This is a genomic window from Mesorhizobium sp. M2E.F.Ca.ET.219.01.1.1 (genome assembly GCF_004016445.2).
Classification (GTDB): Bacteria; Pseudomonadota; Alphaproteobacteria; order Rhizobiales; family Rhizobiaceae; genus Mesorhizobium.
In genome coordinates this window covers 2162249-2182161 of sequence record NZ_SADT02000001.1, presented here as the reverse complement: position 1 = coordinate 2182161, position 19913 = coordinate 2162249, and the positions used below count along the sequence as shown (strand labels likewise).

Here is a 19913-nt window from a genome sequence, read left to right as displayed (position 1 = left end):
AATGAATTCCCTGAATAGTAAATCTGGTATAATGAGTACATAAGCATTGCAAGCAATATCCCGTCGGCGGCAGGCATTCCGGAGATCGCCGCCGCAATGCTAGATTGGGACTGGGTCAAGGGAGATTCGCTGCGATGAACCGTTCGGAACCGATCATCCGACGTAAGCTTTCCGACGAAGTCTTTGTCAGGCTGAAGCGCCTCATCGCCAGCGGCGAGTTGCAGCCGGGCGACGATATGCCGTCCGAGCGCGAGTTGATGGAGCGCTTCGAGGTCGGCCGGCCGGCAATCCGCGAGGCCATGCAGGCGCTAAGCAATATGGGGCTCGTCGCCATCTCGCATGGCGAGCGCGCCAAGGTGCTGCAACTGACCGCCAAGTCGATCATCAAGCAGGTCGACGGCGCGGCCAAGATCATCCTGTCGTCGTCGAAGGATACGCTGGAGCATCTGAAGAGTGCGCGCATCTTCTTCGAGCGCGGCATGGTCCGGGAAGCGGCCGAGAAGGCCACGCCCGAGGACGTGCAGCGGCTCAAGGCAATCGTGGCCGAGCAGCGCGCCGCGCGCGGCGATGCCGAGGCCTTCATATCCGCCGACATGCGCTTCCACACACAGATCGCGGCGATATCGGGCAATCCGATCTATGTCGCGGTCAGCGAGGCGATGCTCGGCTGGCTGAAGGAATACCACACCGAGATGCTGATCTGGACCGGCAAGGAAAAGTTCACGCTGACCGAGCACGAAGAGATCATTGGCCGCATCGAGAAGAAGGACGCCGAGGGCGCCGAGAAGGCGATGATCAAACACCTCGAACGCTCGCGCGCCCTCTATGTGCTGACGTCGGAGAAATAGCTTCGCTCAGCCGATCCTGGCGATAGCGTAGGGCGGCATGGTGAAGCGCCCTGGAACCGCATCGGGTACAAGCGTGCGTTCACCCGCTTCGCCCCAGACGGTGACCGGCCCTGCCGCTTCGCCGACAAGCTCGGAGGCGTCGATCGGCACATCGTGCGGGGTGACGTTTGCCAGCCACGCCGTGATCGCGCCGGTCGAAGAGCGGCCTGCCAGCGCCGCCACACGGTTCTCGTCGCTGGAGCGCGCAGCGATGTGCGTCTGGCCGGCCAGCGCAGCGAGACCCTTGACCGCGTGGAAGATCGGCCGCGGCGTCCCTTCCTCGATGGCGTCGCCGGCCCGCGCCAGCACACCGAACGATCCGGCGAAGCTCGAGAGCGTCAGCATCTCGAGCTCGGCAGGTACCACGCGCGCGGCATAGCCGATCGTCCAGGCCGCCGCGAACAGCCCGACATGGCGCGAATCGCGATTGGCCATGGCGATGCGTTGCCCGTCGGGATTGTCCTTGGTCGCCCCGCCATATGGATTCTGCCGCATGGCGATGGTCGAGGGGCCGATACGGTAGGGTTTTGCCCCAAAGATCGCCCGTGTCGACTGTGTAATGAAAGGCAGGGCCTCCAGAGATTGCATGACACTGAGGTCGTCGGCCGCGTGCACGATCGGGCAGGTGCAATGGGTGATGAAATCGAGCTGCGCCGCTGGAACACGCTTGCGGTTGAGTTCGGTAAAATAGCTGAACATGCCGCCGCCGAGGCGAATGCCGGGGAAGGCGCGGCGTGCCGCGGCATAGACGTCTTCCAGCGCCGGGCAGGCCGGCCAGGCGCTGCCCGGCGGCGTCGACTGCCGGTCGACCGAAGGCGAGACCGCGATGGCGTCGAGCCGCAAACCCGCCTGGCGCACCATCGCCGCGACTGCGGAGAGTTCGGCATCGAGATCGCCATCGCAGGCAACCACGCATTCGAGCGTCGTCGCGGCGGAGAAGGCGCTGGCCAGCGCGGCATGGGCTCGCAAGGCATCAAGCCCATGGCCGCGTGTCGGGTCGTAGTGAAGCAGAAGCTGTTGGGGGCCAAGTTGCGAGAGGAGCGGCAGCTTGCCAAGCGCCGCCTCGACATCCTCGGGATAGATCACCACGCCGAGCTCGGGCAGCTTCGATCCGGCCTCGCCTGGTTCGACGCGCACAGGTTCCGCACCCGCCGCGGCGGCCGACGACTGTCCGTCGTCCGTAATGCGCAGCGCGATCGTCTGCCGATTGGTTTGTCCGGCCGGCAGCACATAGGGCCATGGGAGTTCCAGCGGCCGCACATAGGTCTTGTAGGACGCGTCCGACCAGTTGCGCTGATCCTCCATCTCGAAAGTGTCGCCATCCATTCGGCATTCAGCGCTGACGCCAGGGCGAACCTGGTGGGTGATGGCGCGCATATCCTTGAAAGGCTGCCAGGGGTCGATCAGCAGCGGCAGTTTTGTGTCCACCACGCGGCCGTCCGTGTGCTCGACCCTGACCGGACTGCCGGCAAGGCCGGAGATCGGATGCAAGATGCAGAAGCCGCAGCGATTGGTCTCGAAATCGCTTTCGGGCAGCGCGCTCACATCGAAAGCCAGGCGACCGTCGGCATGGCCCTCGATCCTGGCGTCAAAGCCGAGCCGGCTTCCGTCCGTTCCCTCGCACCGCGCCGAATAGCGCGCGCTGAAACTGTCGTCATGCTGTTCGATGACCAAGTCCGACAGCGCCGGCTCATAAGTGCCCCAGTCGCGGTCGCGCACGATATAGGCGATGGCGCGCAGCACCTCGACGCCGCCATGACGGATGGTGCGCAGATTGCCATTGACGAAATCGGCGCTGAGTAGACCCGCACTGAGCCGGACCGGTTCGGCTTCCACCACGCGTGTGCCGTAGAGGAGGAACCGATCCGTGGTCATTGGAGCAAATCGTCGATCCGCACCGGCTGCCGGCTGGCGGCGCCGGCATAGGCCGCCTCGACCAGGGCGAATGTCTTCAGGTTGTCGGCGCCGGATGTCGCCGGCTCCTTGCCCGCCGTCAGGCAGTCCACCCAGTGCTTCTGGATCGCCAAAACGCTTTCCTGGATGTTGTGCCACGGCCGCGATGCCCAAGAGAGCAGCGGCGGCGAGACGTCGGAAACTCTGGTGCCGTTCTTGCCGGTGACCGTCAGCTGGTAGCCCTGCGAAAGGCGGATCGTGCCCTCGCTGCCGTCGAGCTCGATCAAGGTCTCGGGGAACGGTTCGACGGCAAGCTTCGTGGCATAGCTGCAATCGACTACCGACGTCGCGCCAGCTTCATGGTCCATCAGCATCGTCGCCACATCCTCGCCGGCGATGGCGGGATTGACGCGCGTGGTGCGTGCGGTGAGGCTCGACACGTCGCCGAGAAGGAAGCGGGCGATGTCGAGGATATGGATGCCGAGATCCTCGATGATGAAGCGCTTTCCCGTCGCCAGATAGGGCTGGCCGGAAAACACGTCATAGGCGGAGCGGAAGGAGATGCGGCCGAAGAACGGCGTGCCGATCTCGCCGCTGTCGAGCACGGCGCGCACCGCCTGGATCGGCGACTGCCAGCGGAAATTTTCATGCACCATCAGCGGCACGCCGGCCTCAGCGCAAGCCTTCACCATGACCTTGGCGTCGGCAAGCGTCGGCGCGAACGGTTTTTGGCAGATCACCGGGATGCGATTGGCGGCGGCCAGTTCGACCAGGGGCCGATGGCTGCCGACAGTGGTGGCGATATCGACGAAGTCGAGTGTCTCGCCGGCAAACATCGCGGCCGCGTCGTTGTAGCGCCGCTCGATGCCGAACTGGTCGCCGACTGTCCTGAGGCGTTCCGGATCGGGGTCGCAGATCGCCACAATCGAGGCGCCGTCAATGTCGCGCCAGCCATGCATCTGGTTGACGGCGAAGAAGCCGCAGCCGATCAGTGCTCCACGCAGCTCCGCCATGGTTAGCTCACCTTCGCCATCTGCATGAGCGTCACGCGGCTCTGCAGCCGGCGCTGCGCCTGGTCGATCACCACTGCGACAATGATGACGAGCCCCTTGATCACCATCTGCCAGAACGAGCTCACCCCCATCATCACCAGCCCGTCGGAGAGAATGCCGATGACGAAGGCGCCGACGATGGTGCCGCCGATCGTGCCGCGCCCGCCCGACATCGAGGTGCCGCCGAGCACCGCCGCCGCGATGGCGTTCAGCTCGAAGCTCTCGCCCGTCGCCGGGTGCGATGCCATCAGCTCGGAGGAGATGATGAGGCCGACAATCGCCGCGCAAAAGCCGGAGAACATGTAGACGAACATCTTGACCATGTTGACGCGAACGCCCGAGATCCGTGCCGCGCGCTCATTGCCGCCGACGGCGAAGATGTGGCGGCCGAGCGGCGTGTTGCGGGCGAGATAGGCGGCTCCCAGCGCCACCACGACGAGGATCCAGATCGAGACCGGGAGGCCGAGCAATTTGCCGGCGCCGAGATAGCCGAAGCCGGTGGTGCCGAGTTCCGGCTTGCCGACGAGGTTGGGAAAGGTGCGCCCGTCCGACGACAAAAGCGCCAGGCCGCGTGCGACATAGAGCGTGCCGAGCGTGGCGATGAAGGGCGCGACGTTCAGCCTGGTGATCAGCAGTCCGTTGACAGCCCCGATCAAGATACCAACCAAAAGCGTAATGAGGGCGATCTCGACGACGTTGAAATAGACGGTGTAGCCGAATTGCAGGTCGACGCCGTTGAGCACGAGATAGCCGGCGACCATGCCACACAGGCCTACGATCGAGCCGACCGACAGGTCGATGCCGCCGGTGACGATGACGAAGGTCATGCCCATGGCGAGGAAGGCGTTGAGCGCCACATGCTTAGCCATCAGGATCAGATTGGCGGCCGAAAGAAAATTCGGCGCGGCGATCGAGAAGAAGACCAGGACGACGATCAGCGCGATGAAGGTCCTGAGCTTCATCAGCGTCAGCAGAGCCGAACCGCCGGATGCAGATGGCGCGGCAGCCTTGGCGGGGATGTCGGTCATCTGCGTTGCTCTCCGTGCGCGGGTCCATGTCCAAGCGCCGACGCGGCGACGATCGCCGCTTCCGTCGCCTCGGCGCGCTCGAACATGCCCGTCAGTTTTCCATTGCTCATCACCGCGATCCGGTCGGACAGCGCCATCACCTCGTCCAGGTCGGAGGTGGCGAAGAGGATGCCCAGCCCATCGCGCGAAAGCTTGCGCATGGTGCGGAACACATCCGCCTTGGCGCCGACATCGATGCCGCGGCTCGGCTCGTCCATCAGAAGCACCTTCGGTCCGGTGAGCAGCGCCTTGCCGATCACCACCTTCTGCTGGTTGCCGCCGGACAGCGACGACACTTCCTGCGCCGGATCGGCGACCTTGATCGAGAGCTCCCGCACCATCTGGGTCACCGCCTGCCGCTCCGCGCCGCCACGGATGTGGAAAAGGCTGACGAAGCGCGACAGGCTGGCCAATGTCAGATTGCTGGCGACCGACAGGATCGACACCAGGCCCTCGCGTTGCCGGTCTTCCGGGATCAGCGCCAGGCCGCGCTGGATGCGCCGCGTCGTGTCGCGCTCCTTCACCTGCTTGCCGTCGATGAAGATCCTGCCGCTGGCCTGGCCGTGGCGGCCCATGATGCAGTCGAACAGCTCGCTGCGCCCTGCCCCCATCAGTCCGTAGATGCCGAGGATCTCGCCGGCGCGCAAGGACAGCGAGACGTGATCGACCGCCAGCCCGCCGGTGACGCGCGGCAGGCAGATATCCTCGGCGCGGAACACTTCTGCGCCGGGTTGATGGCCATCGGCCTTGGCGAAATCCTTGGCGTCCGAGCCGATCATCTGTCGCACGATCCACTGCGTGTCGACGTTTCGCATCTCTTCCTGGCCGGTGATGCGGCCGTCGCGCAGCACGGTGATGTAGTCGCCGATGCGGATCAGCTCTTCCAGCCGGTGCGAGATGTAGACGATGGCGACCCCGCGCGCCTTGAGGTCGGCGATGACCCTGAACAGGATCTCCACTTCGGCCGCGCTCAGCGCCGAGGTCGGCTCGTCCATGATCAGGATGCGCGCGTCGAGCGAGACGGCCTTGGCGATCTCGACCAGCTGCTGCTGGCCGATGCGCAAATCCTCGACCAGCATGTCCGGCCGGATGCCGGCTTCGAGCTGTTCAAGGAATTCGGCGGCGCGGCTCTCCTGGCCCTTGTGGTCAATCTTGCGGAAGACGTTGGTGAGCTCGCGCGTGGCAAAAACGTTCTCGGCGACCGAGAGATTGCCGAACAGGTTCAGCTCCTGGAATACCATGCCGATGCCGCGGCTTACAGCGTCGCCCGAGGAGGAGAAGGACACCTCGTTGCCGTCGAGCAGAACGCGGCCGGCGGTCGGCTGTTCGACGCCGGCGATGATCTTCATCAGCGTCGACTTGCCAGCTCCGTTCTCGCCGACCAGCACGTTGACCGCGCCTTTGCGCACCTCGAAATTGGCGTGCTTGACCGCAACGGTGCCGGCATAGACCTTGGAGATGTCCTCCAGCTTGAGGATGACATCGTGACCGGGTGAGGCGCTCATGGCTTCGGCCCGATCTCGGTCTCCGCCGGAGTCACCAACGGCAGGTCCTGGCCGCTCTCGATCGTGTAAGCGCCGAGCACTTTCGCGGTTCGGCCCTCGAGCCCATCGCGCGGCAGCTTGGACAGCACCGTCTTGTCGGCATAGGCATTGAAGGCCTTGCCGAACTGGGCGAAATCGATCTGGTTGGTGAAATCGTTGAACTGGACGAAGTTGAGGCTGTCGCGCAGCGCGGTGCCGCGCATCGCGGGCCCGATCTGCACCCGCGCATCCGCCTTGCCGTCGCCATCGACGTCGACGTCGACGGTCGCCGCGCGCGACTGGGTGTTGGTGGCGACGATCTTGCCTTCGATGCGCACCGCGAAGGTCCATGGCGAATTCGCCTGCTTCTTCGGATTGCCGTATTTGGCGCCGGCGGCGGCCTGATCGGTCTTGGCCAGCGCATGCACTTCTGCGAACGGCCCGGCTTTCTGCTGCAGATAGGGAATGACCTTCGAGGCCCAGATATCCTCGACTTTCTTGTCGGGGTTGAAGGCCGAGCTGTCGGCGCTGTCGCTGCCCCGCGCCGATGGGGTCGGCAGGATCTTGCAGCCGCCGAGGCCGATGGCTGCCGTCATCGCGAGAATAAGCCAAGTCTGCATCGCACAAGTCGGCTTGGTCATGGCAATCAAGGGCACCCGGAAAATGAAATGGAGGCGAGGGACGAACGCGCGTCCGCCCCTCGCAGCTTCTATCGCGCCGGCTTAGTTCTTGAGCGCGAAGGTCTCCAGCTTGGGAGCATTGTCGGCATTGATCAGCACGCAGTCCATGAGCTGCTTTTCCTTCTCCGGCGACTTCTTGTTTTTGATGAAGTCGTTGGCCTGCTCGACGGCCATCTGCGCCTGGGCGAAGGCCGGCTGCAGCACCGTCGCCTTGATGCCGCCGGAGGTGATGGAATCGCGCACGTCGTTCGAGCCGTCGAAGCCGACGACGATGACGTCCTTGCGTCCGGCGGCGGCAAGCGCGGCGTAGGCGCCCATCGCCATCGTGTCGTTGCCGGAGATCACGCCCTTGATGTCCGGGTTGGCCTGCAGGATAGATTCCATCTTGGAATAGGCCTCGGTCTGGCTCCAGTTGGCCGACTGCTGCGCGACCTTCTTCAGGTCCGGATAGTCGTCGATGACGTCGTGGTAACCCTTGGAGCGGATGCCGGCATTGGTGTCGGACTCCTTGCCGACCAGCTCGACATAGTTGCCCTTCTCGCCCATCAGCTTGACGAATTCCTGCGCGCCGAGCTGGGCGCCCTGGTAGTTGTTGGAGACGATCTGCGCCACGGCGACGCCGGTGGCGTTGATCTCGCGGTCGATCAGGAAGGAGGGCACGCCGGCGTCCTTGGCCTTCTGCACGGCGGCGACGGTGGCGTCGGCGCCGGCATTGTCGAGGATGATCGCCTTGGCGCCGCGGCCGATCGCGGTGTCGATCAGCTGCGACTGCTTGTTGGCGTCGTCGTCATGGACCAGCACCAGCGTGTCGTAGCCGAGCTCCTTGGCCTTGGCCTCGGCGCCGACGGCCTCCGCCTTGAAGAACGGATTGTCATGCGAGGGCGTGATGATGGCGATGAGGTCCGCCGCGTAGGCCGGCATCGCGGTGCCGAGTGCGAGCACGCCGGCGAAAGCGGCAAGCGTCATTCTGCGAGTGAGTTTCATGAAGTCCTCCCGTTGAAAAACCTGCCCCGGACGACCGAGGCTATTTGTCTGAATTTGTCAGGCGGTGCAGCTGCGTCCCTCGGGTTTGAAAGCCTTGCCAGCTTCATCCGAACTTTGTCCTGCTGCTCGCCGTCCTTCGTCCTCCGTCGTCGGATTCCCAGAAGTCCGAGCCGGAGCAGCTAAAACCAACTGGTATGATGAGTCAATCATTAATTCAGGTGATATGTACCTGATTCACGACTCGTCCAGTTCGCCATCTTTCAAAAATTCGAGCCGCCGGCGCCTCAGGTGATGCGCTGGATACTGGCGGCGATCTCCTCCGGCTCGAAGACCCGCTTCCAGTCGTCGCGCATCAGCACCGGCTTGCCGAATTCGATCGCCTTGTTGCAGGCGTCCGAGAACACGCCCTTGGTCTCGCCGAAGATGACGGCGCCGAGCACATTCATGTGGCCGAGCAGGAAGTCGAGCGCCGCCTGCCGGTCGACGCCGCGCGCCACGACCTCGTCGAGCGCTTCCTTCATGACGACGAGCAGCGACGCACAGACCGTCTCCGAGAGCCCGGGTTCGAGCAGCGCCATCTGCTCGACGGTGACGCGGTGCGAACGCATCACCGGCGCCCAGATGATCTGGGCGATCTTCTCGCCCTTGGCGTAGTCCGCCTCCGGCCCCTGCATCAGGGCGCTGACGAAATGCTGCTTGGCCTTTACGCCGCCGAAGAAATCCTTCTTGGCCGCCATGTCGGTCTCGTCGTTGAAGATCGGCGGATGGCACGGATGCGTGACGAAATAGGTCAGATCGGGCCGCTTTGGCAGGTGGCCGGCAAAAGGCGCTGCCGCGTCGAGCACGATGACCATGGTGCCGGCCGCGAGTTTGCTCTCGATTCCGGCTGCGACCTTGCCGATATGCGTGTCGGGAACCGCCAGGATCACCACTTCGGCGCCGTCGAGCGCTTCATCGACACTGAGCGTGTCGATGCCGAGTCCGGATTTCAGACGCTCCTTGCCCGCCTCGCTGATCTCGACATGGCGGATGCTGTAGGGGGAACCGCGAAAATTGGTCGACAGGCGGTAGCCCATTTTGCCCCCGGCACCGAACAGCGCGATCGTCGTCATCTAACCTGCTCCTGATGTTCAGACGACGGCGGCGCCGATCGTCATCTTGTATACTGGTATGATCACTCTACCAAATTTTGGCAAGAAGCATTGTTTATTTTGTTTCCCGTCATTTCGGTAGGGCTGTAGCTGTGTCCGCTCTCGTCTTCGTAGCGGCGCCCTTGTCACCGTCCGCAAGATCGGCAGGCGCACGCCGCGCCAACGCCTGGCGCCCGGCCAGCGCGAGTACGAAGATGACGACGATGCCCTGCACGATGTCCTGAGCGCCCGGCGGCAGGCCGATGATCTGCATGGTGGTGACGATTAGGACGAGCAGGATGCTGGCGAAGAGCGTGCCGAGCGCCGTCGCCGAGCCGCCAAAGATCAGCGTTCCGCCAAGCACCACGGCGGCGATCGACTGCAAGAGATAGGGCTGGCCCATCTCCAGGAAGGCGCCGCCGATATAGGCGCCGAGCAGCAGCCCGTCGAGCGACGCCAGCACCGATGAGATGATGAAGGCCGACGCGATCACCCGGCCATTGCGGATGCCGGCAAGCCGCGCCGCGGCGCGGTTCTGACCGACTGCCGACAGGAGCTGTCCGAATACGGTGTAGCGCAGCACGAAGGAGGTCACGGCTACTCCGACGATGGCGACAACGGCCATGATCGGTACTCCCCCGATGCGCCCCGTCGCGAGATCCTTGAGAGAAGGGCTGACGGCAAAGCCCGGGATCGCCTTGTTCGACAGAAGCGTCGCGGTCGCCAGCACATAGCCTGTCGCCAATGTCGCGATGATCGCCGGAATGCCGAGGCCGACGACGAGCAGCGAGTTGAGCGCCCCGACCGCAAGACCAAGCAGGATGGCGGCGACGACCCCGATGGCGAGGTTCGCGTCCTGGCCCTTGATGGTCAGCAGCGCGACGAAAGCACTGAGCGTGATCACCGACGCCACCGACAGGTCGATATTGCCGCGCCCGGTCGTCAACACGAACATCTGGCCGATGCCGACCACCGTCAGGAAGGACGCCGACAAAATGACGCCGGAGAGGCTGGAGAGGCTGAAGCGGCTGGTGACGATGGAGAGCACCAGCCAGAGGATGAGCACGCCGATCGCGGCCCAGATCCAGCGGTTGCGCTGCGCCCAGAGGCCGAATGTGGCGAGTGCGTTCATGGCTCGCTCCTGCGGTCGGCGGTCAGGCTGCGCAGCGTGAGCAGCGCGATCAGGATCAGCCCTTGCGTGGCGGCGTTGTAGTCGCTGCTGACGCTGAGCGTGCCGAGCAGCGCGCCGATCAAAGACAGCGTCACCGCGCCGGCGACCGCGCCGACCGGCGAGATGATGCCGCCGAGCAGCGAGCAGCCGCCCATCACTACGGCGGCAACGCTGAGCAAGGTGTATGAATTGCCGGAGTTGATGTCGCTCGCCGTGTTGATGGCGGTCAGCGACAGGCCGGCGGCGCCTGCGAACAGGCCGGCGATGAGGTAGCGCACCAGCGCGTAGCGCGTCGGCGACCATCCCGAGCGGATCATCGCGGCGGGATTGTTGCCGAAGCCGCGCAGCACCACGCCGAGCGGCAGCCGGTCGATGACAAGCACGATCAGCGCCACGGCCACGATCATGAAGATCGAGGTGGGCATGAAGCCGATCGACCAGCCGAAGAGCGTCGACAGCCACTCGGGGCTGGCGCCGCCCGGTGTCGGCTGCAGCGCGTAGCCGATGCCTACCCAGATGAAGGACGCGCCCAGCGTGACGACGATGGCCGGGATCTTGCGCGCCTGGATGACGCCGCCAAGCCCCGCATAGGCGGCGAGCGCGGCCGCCAGGGCCAGCGCGCCGAGCCATGGCTGGTCGTAGAGCAGCGTGGCGCTGAGCACGCTGACCAGTCCGGCGAAGGCGCCGACGCCGAGGTCGATCTCTGAGCCGCCGACAATGAACATCTGCGCCGCTGTGACCAGCACCAGCGACAGCGCCGGCATCAACAACAGGTCGAGCCCGAACGTCGAGGCGACCGCCGGGTTGATCGCGATCATGATGGCGAGCACGGCGGTAAGTCCGATGAAAGGCGCGGCATTGACCAGCTTGCGCCCAAGCCTCGCGGGCGCGGTCCGCTTACTGGCGGCGCGCGCCTGGCCGTCCGCCGAAAGCGCGAAGGAGGCGCCGACGATCGCCTGCTCGGTGATCGCCTCGCCGGCTAGTTCCTTCACGATCCGGCCGCCGGAAAAGACCAGCACACGGTCGCAGGCGAGCAGCTCGGCGTCCTCGGTCGTGTGCCAGACCAGCGCGCGGCCGCCGCGCGCGACCTCGTTGCAGAGCCGGTAGAAATCCTGCTTGGTGGCGATGTCGACGCCGCGCGTCGGATCGTCGAGCAGGATGACCGGCGTGTCGGCGACCATCGCCCGCGCCACCAGCGCCTTCTGCTGGTTACCGCCGCTGAGATCAGTGATGTTGGACTGGAAGCGCTTGTCGTCGAGCCGCAGCTTGCTGGCGGCGCCGATGGCCGTGTCGCGATTGGCGCGATCGGAAACCAGCCCGATCGCTGGCCTGCGGGCAAGAGCGCCGATGCTGATGTTGGAAAGCACGCTCCACAGCGGGAATACGCCTTCCTTCTGTCGGTCGCCGGCGATGAAGCCTGCCTCCGCCCGCCTGGAAACGCCCGCATGCTGGTTTCGGTCGGGGCTGAAGATAGCGTGCAGCAATTCCTTCTGCCCGCTGCCCTCGAGGCCGGCCAGCCCAACGATCTCGCCGCGCACGATGTCGATGTCGCGGCCGAGCGTGGCCGTCAGCGGCCCGGAGAGCCGCACGAGCACGTCCTGGGAGGACGCGGCGGTGACGGGGTGCTGGTGGACCGGATTGGCGTCGCCGCCCATCAGCTGCACCAGCTTGCCGATCGAGGCGTCCGCGGCATGGCCCTGCCAGGCTGTGCGGCCGTTGCGCAGCACCACGACCTCGGTGGCGATGTCGATGATTTCCTGCAGCTTGTGGCTGATGAAGATGAAGGCGAGTCCTGCCTTCGCCCGCTCGCGGATGAAGGCCCGCAGCTGTTTCGAGCGGTCGAGATCGAGCGAGGATGTCGGCTCGTCGAGCACGATGAGCTTGACGCCCGGTGTCGCCGCGGCGCGCGCGATCTCCACCATCTGCCGCTCGGCGATGGTCAGGTGTCCGACCTCGGCGTCGGCATCGATGCCGTTGCCGGGGAAAACGGCATCGAGCGCCGCGCGGGCGCGGGCTCGGTAGAGCGCGCGCCAGCCCGGCCGGCTTGCCGAGTCGGCGGGGGTTTCCAGGAAGAAGTTCTCGGCGACCGACAGGTTGGCGCAGAGCGACAGCTCCTGATGCACCATGCGGATGCCGCGCCGCTGCGCTTCGCCGGTGTCGTATCCGGCGAAAGCTACCTCCTCGTCGGCGAAACAAATCGAACCGAGAGTCGGCCACATCGCGCCGCACAGGATGCGCATCAGCGTCGTCTTGCCGGCGCCGTTGCCGCCGACAAGTCCGATCACGTCGCCGGCGCGAACGGAAAGATCGATTCCCGCATTGGCAAGCGTCGGGCCGAAGCTCTTGGTGATGCCGCTCAGCGAAACGACGCTCGGCCCGGCAGGAGCCGCGGCGGCAGCGGTGGCCTGTACGGCGACGGCGATATGGGACATTCGTCCTCCGATTCATGGCGGCGAGACCGGGCCCGGCCGTGCGGCCAGCGCCCGATCCCTGGGCCGGTCGCCTTACTTGCTGAGCAGGTTCTGCTTGACCCAATCCAGCGAGTAGCTCGGGCTGATGATCTGGCCGCCGGGCAGCTTGGCGTAATCCTTCAGGTTGCCGGCATCGACGGTTGCTACCGGCATGATCATCAGCTTCGGCGCCTTGGCGCCCTTGAGCAGCGACAGCCCGAGCCAGAAGGCGGCGCCGCCGATGCCCGGCGTGGTGTTCATGGACACGGTCTGGTAGCCGTTCTTGGCATTCTCCTCGGCCCACCATTTGACGAAGTCGGTGCCGCCGCCGCCTTCGATGACCGGCATCTTGTCCTTGTAGTCGCCGCCATACTGGACGAAGGCCTGGGCGATGCCGACATCGTCGCTGCCGCCCTGGCCGAGCACGGCATCGACATGCGGCAGCGAGGGCAGCACGTTGGCGATCGCCGACTGCGCGACCGATGCCGTCGCCTGGCCGTAGACGGTCGCGACCACCTTGATGTCCGGATATTTGGCCAGCACCGATTGCTGCGCGTTGAACATGTCGTTGTCGGGCGCCGAGCCCTTTACGCCGCGCACCTGGATGACATTGCCCTTGCCGCCGAGCATCTTGAAGACGGCCTCGGCCTGGGTTGCCTTGTAGCCCTTGAAGTCGAAATTCAACTGATAGTTGCACGGCGCCGAGGCGACCGAGTCGAAGGAGATGACGATGATGCCGGCCTTGCAGGCCTTCTCGATGATGCCGTTGACGGCGGTCTCCGAAGCGGCGTCGACGGCGAGAACGTCGACCTTCTTCAGGATCAGTTCGGCGATCTGGCTGTTCTGCTGCGCGACCGAGCCGTCGCCGTTCATGACGATGTAGTCGGCGATCTGTCCCGCGGCCTTGGCTTCCTTGGCCGAAGCCTCGAACGCTTCCACCATCTGATGACGCCAAGTGTTGCCGTAGTAGGCATTGGCGAGCGCGATGACCGGTGCGTCCGGGGATGCCTGCGCCGGCAACGTCGCAACAGCCACCAGCCCGGCGCTGGCAAGCGCCGCCACAATTGAAACCTTCATTGTATTCCTCCCAGAAAGACAACAGCGCATAGCGGCATCTAATGAGAATGACGCCATGTCAGGTACACATTATACCAGCATACCAATTAGGCAAGCGCTCTTCGGTTGCATTCTGAACGCTGGATGGAGGCGGCGCGAAGGCCTGACCCATGGCATCGCCGAGGCAGGCAGCATGGCGGAGTTCATCGGACCATACGCTCGGAACGTCGCTCCATGATTTCGTATGGGATCGCCGGCCACCCGGTCGGACGCAAGGGTCAAGGCGAGACGGCAGCCTTCAACGCTGCGAGCTTGGATCGCCTACTTTCGCGGCGCCAGCGCCGACCTGCCCGCATCGATGAAGGGCGCCCAATAGTCGACCGACTCGCGGATCATGGCCACGACCTGGTGGTCGACCGGCTCGCGCTCGCGGAACGACAATTCGAGGCAGATTTCGTTGTCGGTGCCGCCGCCGCGCCGAACCGTCTCCAACAGCTTTTCCGGGGTTATGCGGCCGTCCTTGTTGTAGGCGGCGGTGAACGGCCAATGGCCGCCCTTGTTCATCGACGACTGCTTGATGTGGATGATCGGCGACTGCCTCGGGAAGGCCTCGGCCCAGGCATAGGGGTCGATATCGTCGGGATTGCTCGACGTGACATCGCCATGGTCGATGTCGACCATCATCAAGAGCGGAATGGACAGATTGGCCGCCTCGATCTGCTCGTGCAGCGCCCGGCAGTTCTCGATGGTGTGGCCGAATTCGCGGCCGACCGACATCGGCTCCCAGAACAGATAGGTCAGTCCGGCCGCCCTGGCATGTTCGGCCACCTCGCGCCAGCACTCCATGGCGATGTCGAGCAGCCGGGCGCGGCGCTTGGGATCGTCATAGTCCTGGTGGGTGAAGATGGCGAACTGCGTGCCCATGCTTGTGGCGCCCAGTTCGGCCGAGATGTCGGCGAAAATCTTGAACCAGTCGACATAGTAGCGGCGTACATCGGCATCCGGATGGCCGAAATGGTTGAGCCTGCCATAGGGGCCGGTCATGCACGACGTGACGCGCACGCCAGTACGATCCAAAGCGGCGCGGAATAGGCGGATGAATTTCGCGATCGTCGCCGCCGGCCAGCCCGGATTGACGAACTCATGCGTGAGCTGGACATCCCTGATGCCGATGCCATAGGCGATCGCGTCGATCAGGTCGTCGGGATCGGCGAAGCGGTTGACCAGCGGATTGGTGTTGAGGGACAGCGTGAAAGCCATGGCTTCACCTCCTGCTCAGACCTGCCAGACGAAGCCCGGCAGGATGAAGTCCGGCCGGGCGTCGTGACGCGCAAACAGCTCGCTGAGTTGCTGACCGCTCATTTCGGCCAGTATGCCCGAACGCACCAGCGCCGACGGCAGGCCGGCGCCCGATGCGCCGGCTATGTCGTGTTCGATACTGTCGCCGATACCGACAACACGTTCGCGCGGCGGGTTGCCCAACATTGCGAGCGCCGCGTCATAGATCGCCCTATGCGGCTTGCCGATCCATTCGACGTTGCCGCCCAGTTCCTCGTAGAGTTCGGCGATCCTGCCGGCGCCGAAACGCTGACCCGATTTCGTCAGCATGATCCTGTCCGGATTGGTGCACAGGCAGGGCACGCCGGAGACCGCGGCAGGGGCCAGCATCTCGCGATAGTGATTGAGCTCGAAACGGTCACCCTCGCTTGCCGAAAGCAGGATGATTTCGGCCCGACCGGCGTCGTCGACCAGCACGATGTCGAGACCGTCGACGGCACTCGTGTCGCCATCGCGCGCAATCAGCAGGCAGCGCGTGCCGCGGGGGAGACCGGGCTGCCCGGCCAGCCCGGCAAAGCGCCGCCAGGCGACTTCGCCGGAACTGACGAAGACGTCCCAGGAGCCGCGCTCGAAGCCGAGTCCGACAAGGCGATCCTCGTTAGGCGCCGCACGCTTGCCGGAATTGGACAGAAGCACCACGGATTTTCCAGCGGCCTTCAGCTTCGACAGCGCCGTGATTGCTCCCGGATAGGCGACGCTGCCATCATGCAGGACGCCGAATTGATCGACAATGAAATGATCGTAGCGGCCGGCCAGGTCGGCGAGATCGCGCAGCGTCACGGGTTTCGTTGCCGCGATGCTCATAGCAAGCCTGCCTGGTGCGCGCCCTGCAGCGCCAGCCTTGCCGTACCGGCCGCCGCCTCCTCGGAAAGCGCTTCGAAAAAAGGCACGCGCAGTTGCCTTGCGCGGATTGCCGTCCACACAGGGTTGCGGGCGCCGCCACCAACGCTGCGGACGGAACGCAGCGCCGGCCCACCGAGATCGGCAAGTTGCCGGTAGCCGCGCGTCTCGATGGCGGCAATTCCTTCCAGCATCGCCTGCAGGAACAGCGCGTCGTCCGCCGGGCGCGGATCGAGGCGCGGCGCGAGGCCCGCATCGGCGATCGGAAAGCGCTCGCCGGTGCCGATCAATGGGTAATAGTCGAGGCCGGTCGGCCGGTCCGGATCAATTGATCCGGAGAGCTCGACGATGCGCTCGACGGGGAAGAAATGCGCCAGCACCTTGCCGCCGGTGTTCGACGCACCGCCGGCCAGCCACGCGTCGCCGATGCGATGACTGTAGATGCCGTATTTGGGCGCGAACAGCGGTCTTTCGCAGAGCACCTTCAGAGTCAGCGAGGAACCAAGAGCCGTGACGGCGTCACCGACATTCTTCGCTCCCGTGGCGAGGAAGGAAGCGCAGCCATCGGTGGTGCCAGCGACCACGACCACGTTCCCCTCAAGGCCGAAATTCTGCGCGGCCCCAGCGCTGACCTTGCCGACGGCAGTGCCCGGGGGAACGACACCTGGCAGCAAAGCCATGTCCGCGCCCGTCCCCCCGATCCAATCCGGCCAACTTCGGCGGACCGGGTCATAGCCGGTCTTCAGCGCATTGTTTTCGTCGCTGATATCGAAACGGCCGGTCAGGCGGCCGGCGATCCAGTCGCCCTGGTGGAGGATGCGAGCCGGTGTCAGCATGCCCTGGAACTGCAGCAGCTTGGCGAGGCCGGAAGTGGCGCCATGGGCGGCGCTTTCCGGCGGCGCGTGGGCAGCGATCGCGGAGAGGATCGCCGCGTCCTCGACCTTGTCGGAATACATCAATGCCGACGCGAGCGGCTCGCCGGCATTGTCGATCGGCAGCATCGTGCCGGAAGTGCCGTCGACGGCAAGCGCGCGCACCCGACTTCTATCGACCAGGGCGAAGAGGGTCTTCAAAGCGGCTTCGGTAGCGCGCCACCAGGTCGACGCGTCCCGCCAATCGGTTCCGAAATCGGCAAGCGCGACGCCGGCTTGCCCGTGGATCGCGCCGCCAGGATCCATGGCGACGGCGCGCACGCCGGAGGTGCCGACATCGATGCCTACGACCAGCGCCGTCATTGCAGGGTCGTCCCGGCGCGCCGGTTCAGTTCCTGGCGGTATTTCTCCGCATCCCAGTTCAAGAGCTCGCCATTCTGTTCCGGGCTGAGATAGTTGACGCGCGCGGCCGGATCGACGCGCGCGACGACGTCAGCGAGGCAGCGCGCCATCGCCTCGGCGCCGGCGTTGGCGTCCCGCCGAATCAACACGCCCTTGCCAGGAAACAGGATCGACATCGGTGGCTGTTCGCCGGCCGTGCCGGTCCTGGCCGCGACGGTGGCGGCGTTCTCGTTAGGGCCGGCGATCACCGAGCCAACGCCGAGGAAAATGACATGGTCGGGATAGAGGCTTCCGGCCGCCGCGATGCGACAGCTGGCAAGATCGGTCGCCACTGCATGCGCTTCGATGGCGGACGGAAGCCGGTAGTCGCTGCCCATGGCGAGGCGGATCAGCGCGTCGATGTCGGGTTGAGCCGTCGCGCGCGGCGGACGCGCGAGCAGTCCGCTGACGCGCCTCAGCAACAGGCTCGCTTCCTCGACGGTGTCGGCGGCGACAACCAGTCCGTGATTGCCGAGCACCAGCACATCGGTACGAGGCTTCAGCCGCTCGGCAATGCCTTGCGCCAGCGGCAGGCCCGGCCGGCGATACGGCACGAAGACCCAGTCCAGCCCGCGCAGGCGCTCGGCGAGCAAAGCTTCCGCATTGGCCTGCACGGCAATCGCAATGGTCTCGACGCAATGGACGTGGACGACGATCCTTTGCGGCAGCAGCGCATGCACCGTCGTCTCGATCGAAGGCCGCAGGCGATGCGGATTGAGGTCGGCCGGCGTGAACTGGTCGGCCTTCTCGGCCGCCGGGCTGCGGTGGGCGACCGCCTCGAGCAAGGGCGCCAGTTCCACCGGCACCATGATGTCGCTGGTGGCCGCATTCATCAGCCAGGTGCCCGACGCCTTGATCCACAACAGGCCGGCCTGTTTGAGGGAGGTGTTGCCACCGGCGCCCTGGACCAGCAGGGGATCGGCGCCGACGCTGGCCGACAGCACGCGCAGCGCCCGCAACTCGGCGTCTTCCTGATCGATCCGAACAACCATCAGCCGGCCTTCGCCAATCGGTTGGCGCACCAATCCTCGAAGGTAGCTCGCTCAGCAGTCGACATATGCAGTCCGTGCTTGGTGCGGCGGTCGAGAATATCGGCCGCGGTCGACGCCCACTCATGCTCGAGGAGATAGGCGGCCTCGCGTTCGAAGAAGTCCCTGCCGAAGCGCCGCCCGAGATCGTCAAGCGAGCCGGCGCCGCCGACCAGGGCGCGGGCGCGGGTGCCATAAAGCCGGCCGTAATGCTTGAGCAAGGAAGCCGGCATCCACGGATAGTCGCGACCGAGATCGCCCAGGAATTGTTCGAAATCGGCGTTGGCGATCTCGCCGCCCGGCAAATGCGCTTTCGCAGTCCAGGCTTTGCCCATCTTCGGCAAGAAGGGCTCGATGCGATCCAGCGCGTGCTCGGCGAGCTTGCGAAAGGTGGTGATCTTGCCGCCGAAGACCGAGAGCAGCGGCGCATGGCCGGACGGCGCGTCAAGCTCGAAGATATAGTCGCGCGTCACCGCGCTCGGATTGTCGGCGTTGTCGTCGTAGAGCGGCCTGACACCTGAGAAGGAATAGACGACATCGGTGCGGGCGAGCCCGCGCTTGAAGTAGCGGTTGACGACCCTGATCAGGTAGTCGATCTCGCTTTCGTCAGCTTTGACGTCCTCCGGCCGCCCCTCATAGGGAATGTCGGTGGTGCCGATCAGCGCCAGATCGTTCTGGTAGGGGTTGATGAAGATCACCCGCTTGTCATTGTTCTGAACAAGATAGGCCTGCCGCCCTTCCCAGAATTTCGGCACGACGATGTGGCTGCCCTTGATCAGGCGGACATTGCGCCTGGAGTTCTGGCCGGCGACGCGGTTGACGACGTCGTTGACCCAAGGACCGGCGGCATTGATGAGTGCCCTCGCCCGCACCATTGTCTTCACGCCGGTGCCGCCGTCTCGCATCTCTACGACCCACAGGCCATTCTCACGGCGCGCGGCGGTGCAGGCGGTGCGGGTCAGGACCTTGGCTCCGCGCTGCGCAGCGTCGAGCGCGTTGATGACCACCAGCCTGGCATCGTCGACCCAGCAATCGGAATATTCAAAGCCGCGCTTGAAGGCGTCCTTGATCGGCGCGCCCTCAGGCGCGGTACGAAGATTGAGCATTCGAGTGGCAGGCAGCCGCTTGCGGCCGCCGAGATGGTCGTAAAGGTACAGGCCCAACCGCACCAGCCAGGCTGGCCGATCGTCCGGACTGTGCGGCAGCACGAAGCGCATCGGCCAGATGATGTGCGGAGCGGATTCGAGCAACACCTCGCGCTCGATCAGCGCCTCGCGCACCAGGCGGAACTCGTAATATTCGAGATAGCGCAGGCCGCCATGGACGAGCTTGCCGGAGCGCGAACTGGTGCCTTCGGCGAGATCGTCCTTCTCGCACAGAATGACGGACAGGCCGCGTCCAGCGGCATCGCGCGCAATGCCGGCGCCATTGACGCCGCCGCCGATGACGAAGAGGTCGACGATGTCGCTATCGCCGCTCATCCCGATCGAGCCCCGGTGCC

At 65.1% G+C, this 19913-nt stretch carries 16 protein-coding genes; 1 reads left to right on the top strand and 15 read right to left on the bottom strand.

Features of this window, described 5'->3' with window-relative positions; all coding sequences use genetic code 11:
* The first annotated feature begins 134 nt into the window (after nucleotides 1-134).
* A complete protein-coding gene (locus EN862_RS10350; RefSeq protein WP_127863973.1) occupies nucleotides 135-848 on the top strand; it encodes a transcriptional regulator NanR in 714 nt (237 codons plus the stop codon).
* Between the two features lie 6 nt (nucleotides 849-854).
* On the opposite strand, the gene EN862_RS10345 is transcribed toward EN862_RS10350, so the two are convergent.
* From EN862_RS10345 to EN862_RS10275, 15 genes are all read right to left on the bottom strand, one after another.
* Entirely contained in the window at nucleotides 855-2762 is a 1908-nt protein-coding gene (locus EN862_RS10345) for a hypothetical protein (protein ID WP_127863972.1), read from the bottom strand.
* Nucleotides 2759-3793 carry a Gfo/Idh/MocA family oxidoreductase gene (locus tag EN862_RS10340; protein ID WP_127863971.1) on the bottom strand — a complete coding sequence of 345 codons (1035 nt, stop codon included), beginning with the start codon at nucleotides 3791-3793 and terminating at the stop codon, nucleotides 2759-2761. The genes EN862_RS10345 and EN862_RS10340 overlap by 4 nt, the downstream gene beginning before the upstream one ends.
* 2 nt (nucleotides 3794-3795) lie before the next feature.
* On the bottom strand, nucleotides 3796-4860 hold the full coding sequence (locus EN862_RS10335; RefSeq protein ID WP_127863970.1) for an ABC transporter permease: 1065 nt from the start codon (nucleotides 4858-4860) through the stop codon (nucleotides 3796-3798).
* Nucleotides 4857-6404, bottom strand: a complete 1548-nt coding sequence (locus EN862_RS10330; protein ID WP_127863969.1) for a sugar ABC transporter ATP-binding protein — start codon at nucleotides 6402-6404, stop codon at nucleotides 4857-4859. Before EN862_RS10330 ends, EN862_RS10335 begins: the two co-directional genes overlap by 4 nt.
* Nucleotides 6401-7042 (bottom strand): DUF2291 family protein, encoded by a 642-nt coding sequence (locus EN862_RS10325; protein WP_127863968.1) that lies wholly within the window; start codon nucleotides 7040-7042, stop codon nucleotides 6401-6403. Before EN862_RS10325 ends, EN862_RS10330 begins: the two co-directional genes overlap by 4 nt.
* Before the next feature lie 102 nt (nucleotides 7043-7144).
* A complete protein-coding gene (locus tag EN862_RS10320; protein ID WP_127227879.1) occupies nucleotides 7145-8086 on the bottom strand; it encodes a D-ribose ABC transporter substrate-binding protein in 942 nt (313 codons plus the stop codon).
* Nucleotides 8087-8370: 284 nt separating this feature from the next.
* The gene (locus EN862_RS10315) at nucleotides 8371-9198 is read right to left on the bottom strand and encodes a phosphogluconate dehydrogenase C-terminal domain-containing protein (RefSeq protein WP_127863967.1); all 828 of its coding nucleotides are present in this window, start codon (nucleotides 9196-9198) and stop codon (nucleotides 8371-8373) included.
* Between the two features lie 109 nt (nucleotides 9199-9307).
* Nucleotides 9308-10348: an ABC transporter permease gene (locus EN862_RS10310; protein ID WP_127863966.1), complete on the bottom strand. Its 1041-nt coding sequence runs from the start codon at nucleotides 10346-10348 to the stop codon at nucleotides 9308-9310.
* The gene (locus EN862_RS10305; protein WP_127863965.1) at nucleotides 10345-12819 is read right to left on the bottom strand and encodes an ATP-binding cassette domain-containing protein; all 2475 of its coding nucleotides are present in this window, start codon (nucleotides 12817-12819) and stop codon (nucleotides 10345-10347) included. The genes EN862_RS10310 and EN862_RS10305 overlap by 4 nt, the downstream gene beginning before the upstream one ends.
* Nucleotides 12820-12891: 72 nt before the next feature.
* Nucleotides 12892-13914, bottom strand: coding sequence for an ABC transporter substrate-binding protein (locus EN862_RS10300; protein ID WP_127863964.1), 1023 nt, complete (start codon nucleotides 13912-13914; stop codon nucleotides 12892-12894).
* Between the two features lie 300 nt (nucleotides 13915-14214).
* Nucleotides 14215-15153 carry a TIM barrel protein gene (locus EN862_RS10295; protein ID WP_127863963.1) on the bottom strand — a complete coding sequence of 313 codons (939 nt, stop codon included), beginning with the start codon at nucleotides 15151-15153 and terminating at the stop codon, nucleotides 14215-14217.
* A gap of 15 nt (nucleotides 15154-15168) precedes the next feature.
* A complete protein-coding gene (locus tag EN862_RS10290) occupies nucleotides 15169-16035 on the bottom strand; it encodes a TIGR01459 family HAD-type hydrolase (protein ID WP_127863962.1) in 867 nt (288 codons plus the stop codon).
* A complete protein-coding gene (locus tag EN862_RS10285; protein ID WP_127863961.1) occupies nucleotides 16032-17306 on the bottom strand; it encodes an FGGY-family carbohydrate kinase in 1275 nt (424 codons plus the stop codon). The genes EN862_RS10290 and EN862_RS10285 overlap by 4 nt, the downstream gene beginning before the upstream one ends.
* Entirely contained in the window at nucleotides 17303-18376 is a 1074-nt protein-coding gene (locus EN862_RS10280) for a class II aldolase/adducin family protein (protein WP_127863960.1), read from the bottom strand. The genes EN862_RS10285 and EN862_RS10280 overlap by 4 nt, the downstream gene beginning before the upstream one ends.
* Nucleotides 18376-19893 (bottom strand): glycerol-3-phosphate dehydrogenase, encoded by a 1518-nt coding sequence (locus EN862_RS10275; protein ID WP_127863959.1) that lies wholly within the window; start codon nucleotides 19891-19893, stop codon nucleotides 18376-18378. The genes EN862_RS10280 and EN862_RS10275 overlap by 1 nt, the downstream gene beginning before the upstream one ends.
* Nucleotides 19894-19913: the final 20 nt, after the last annotated feature.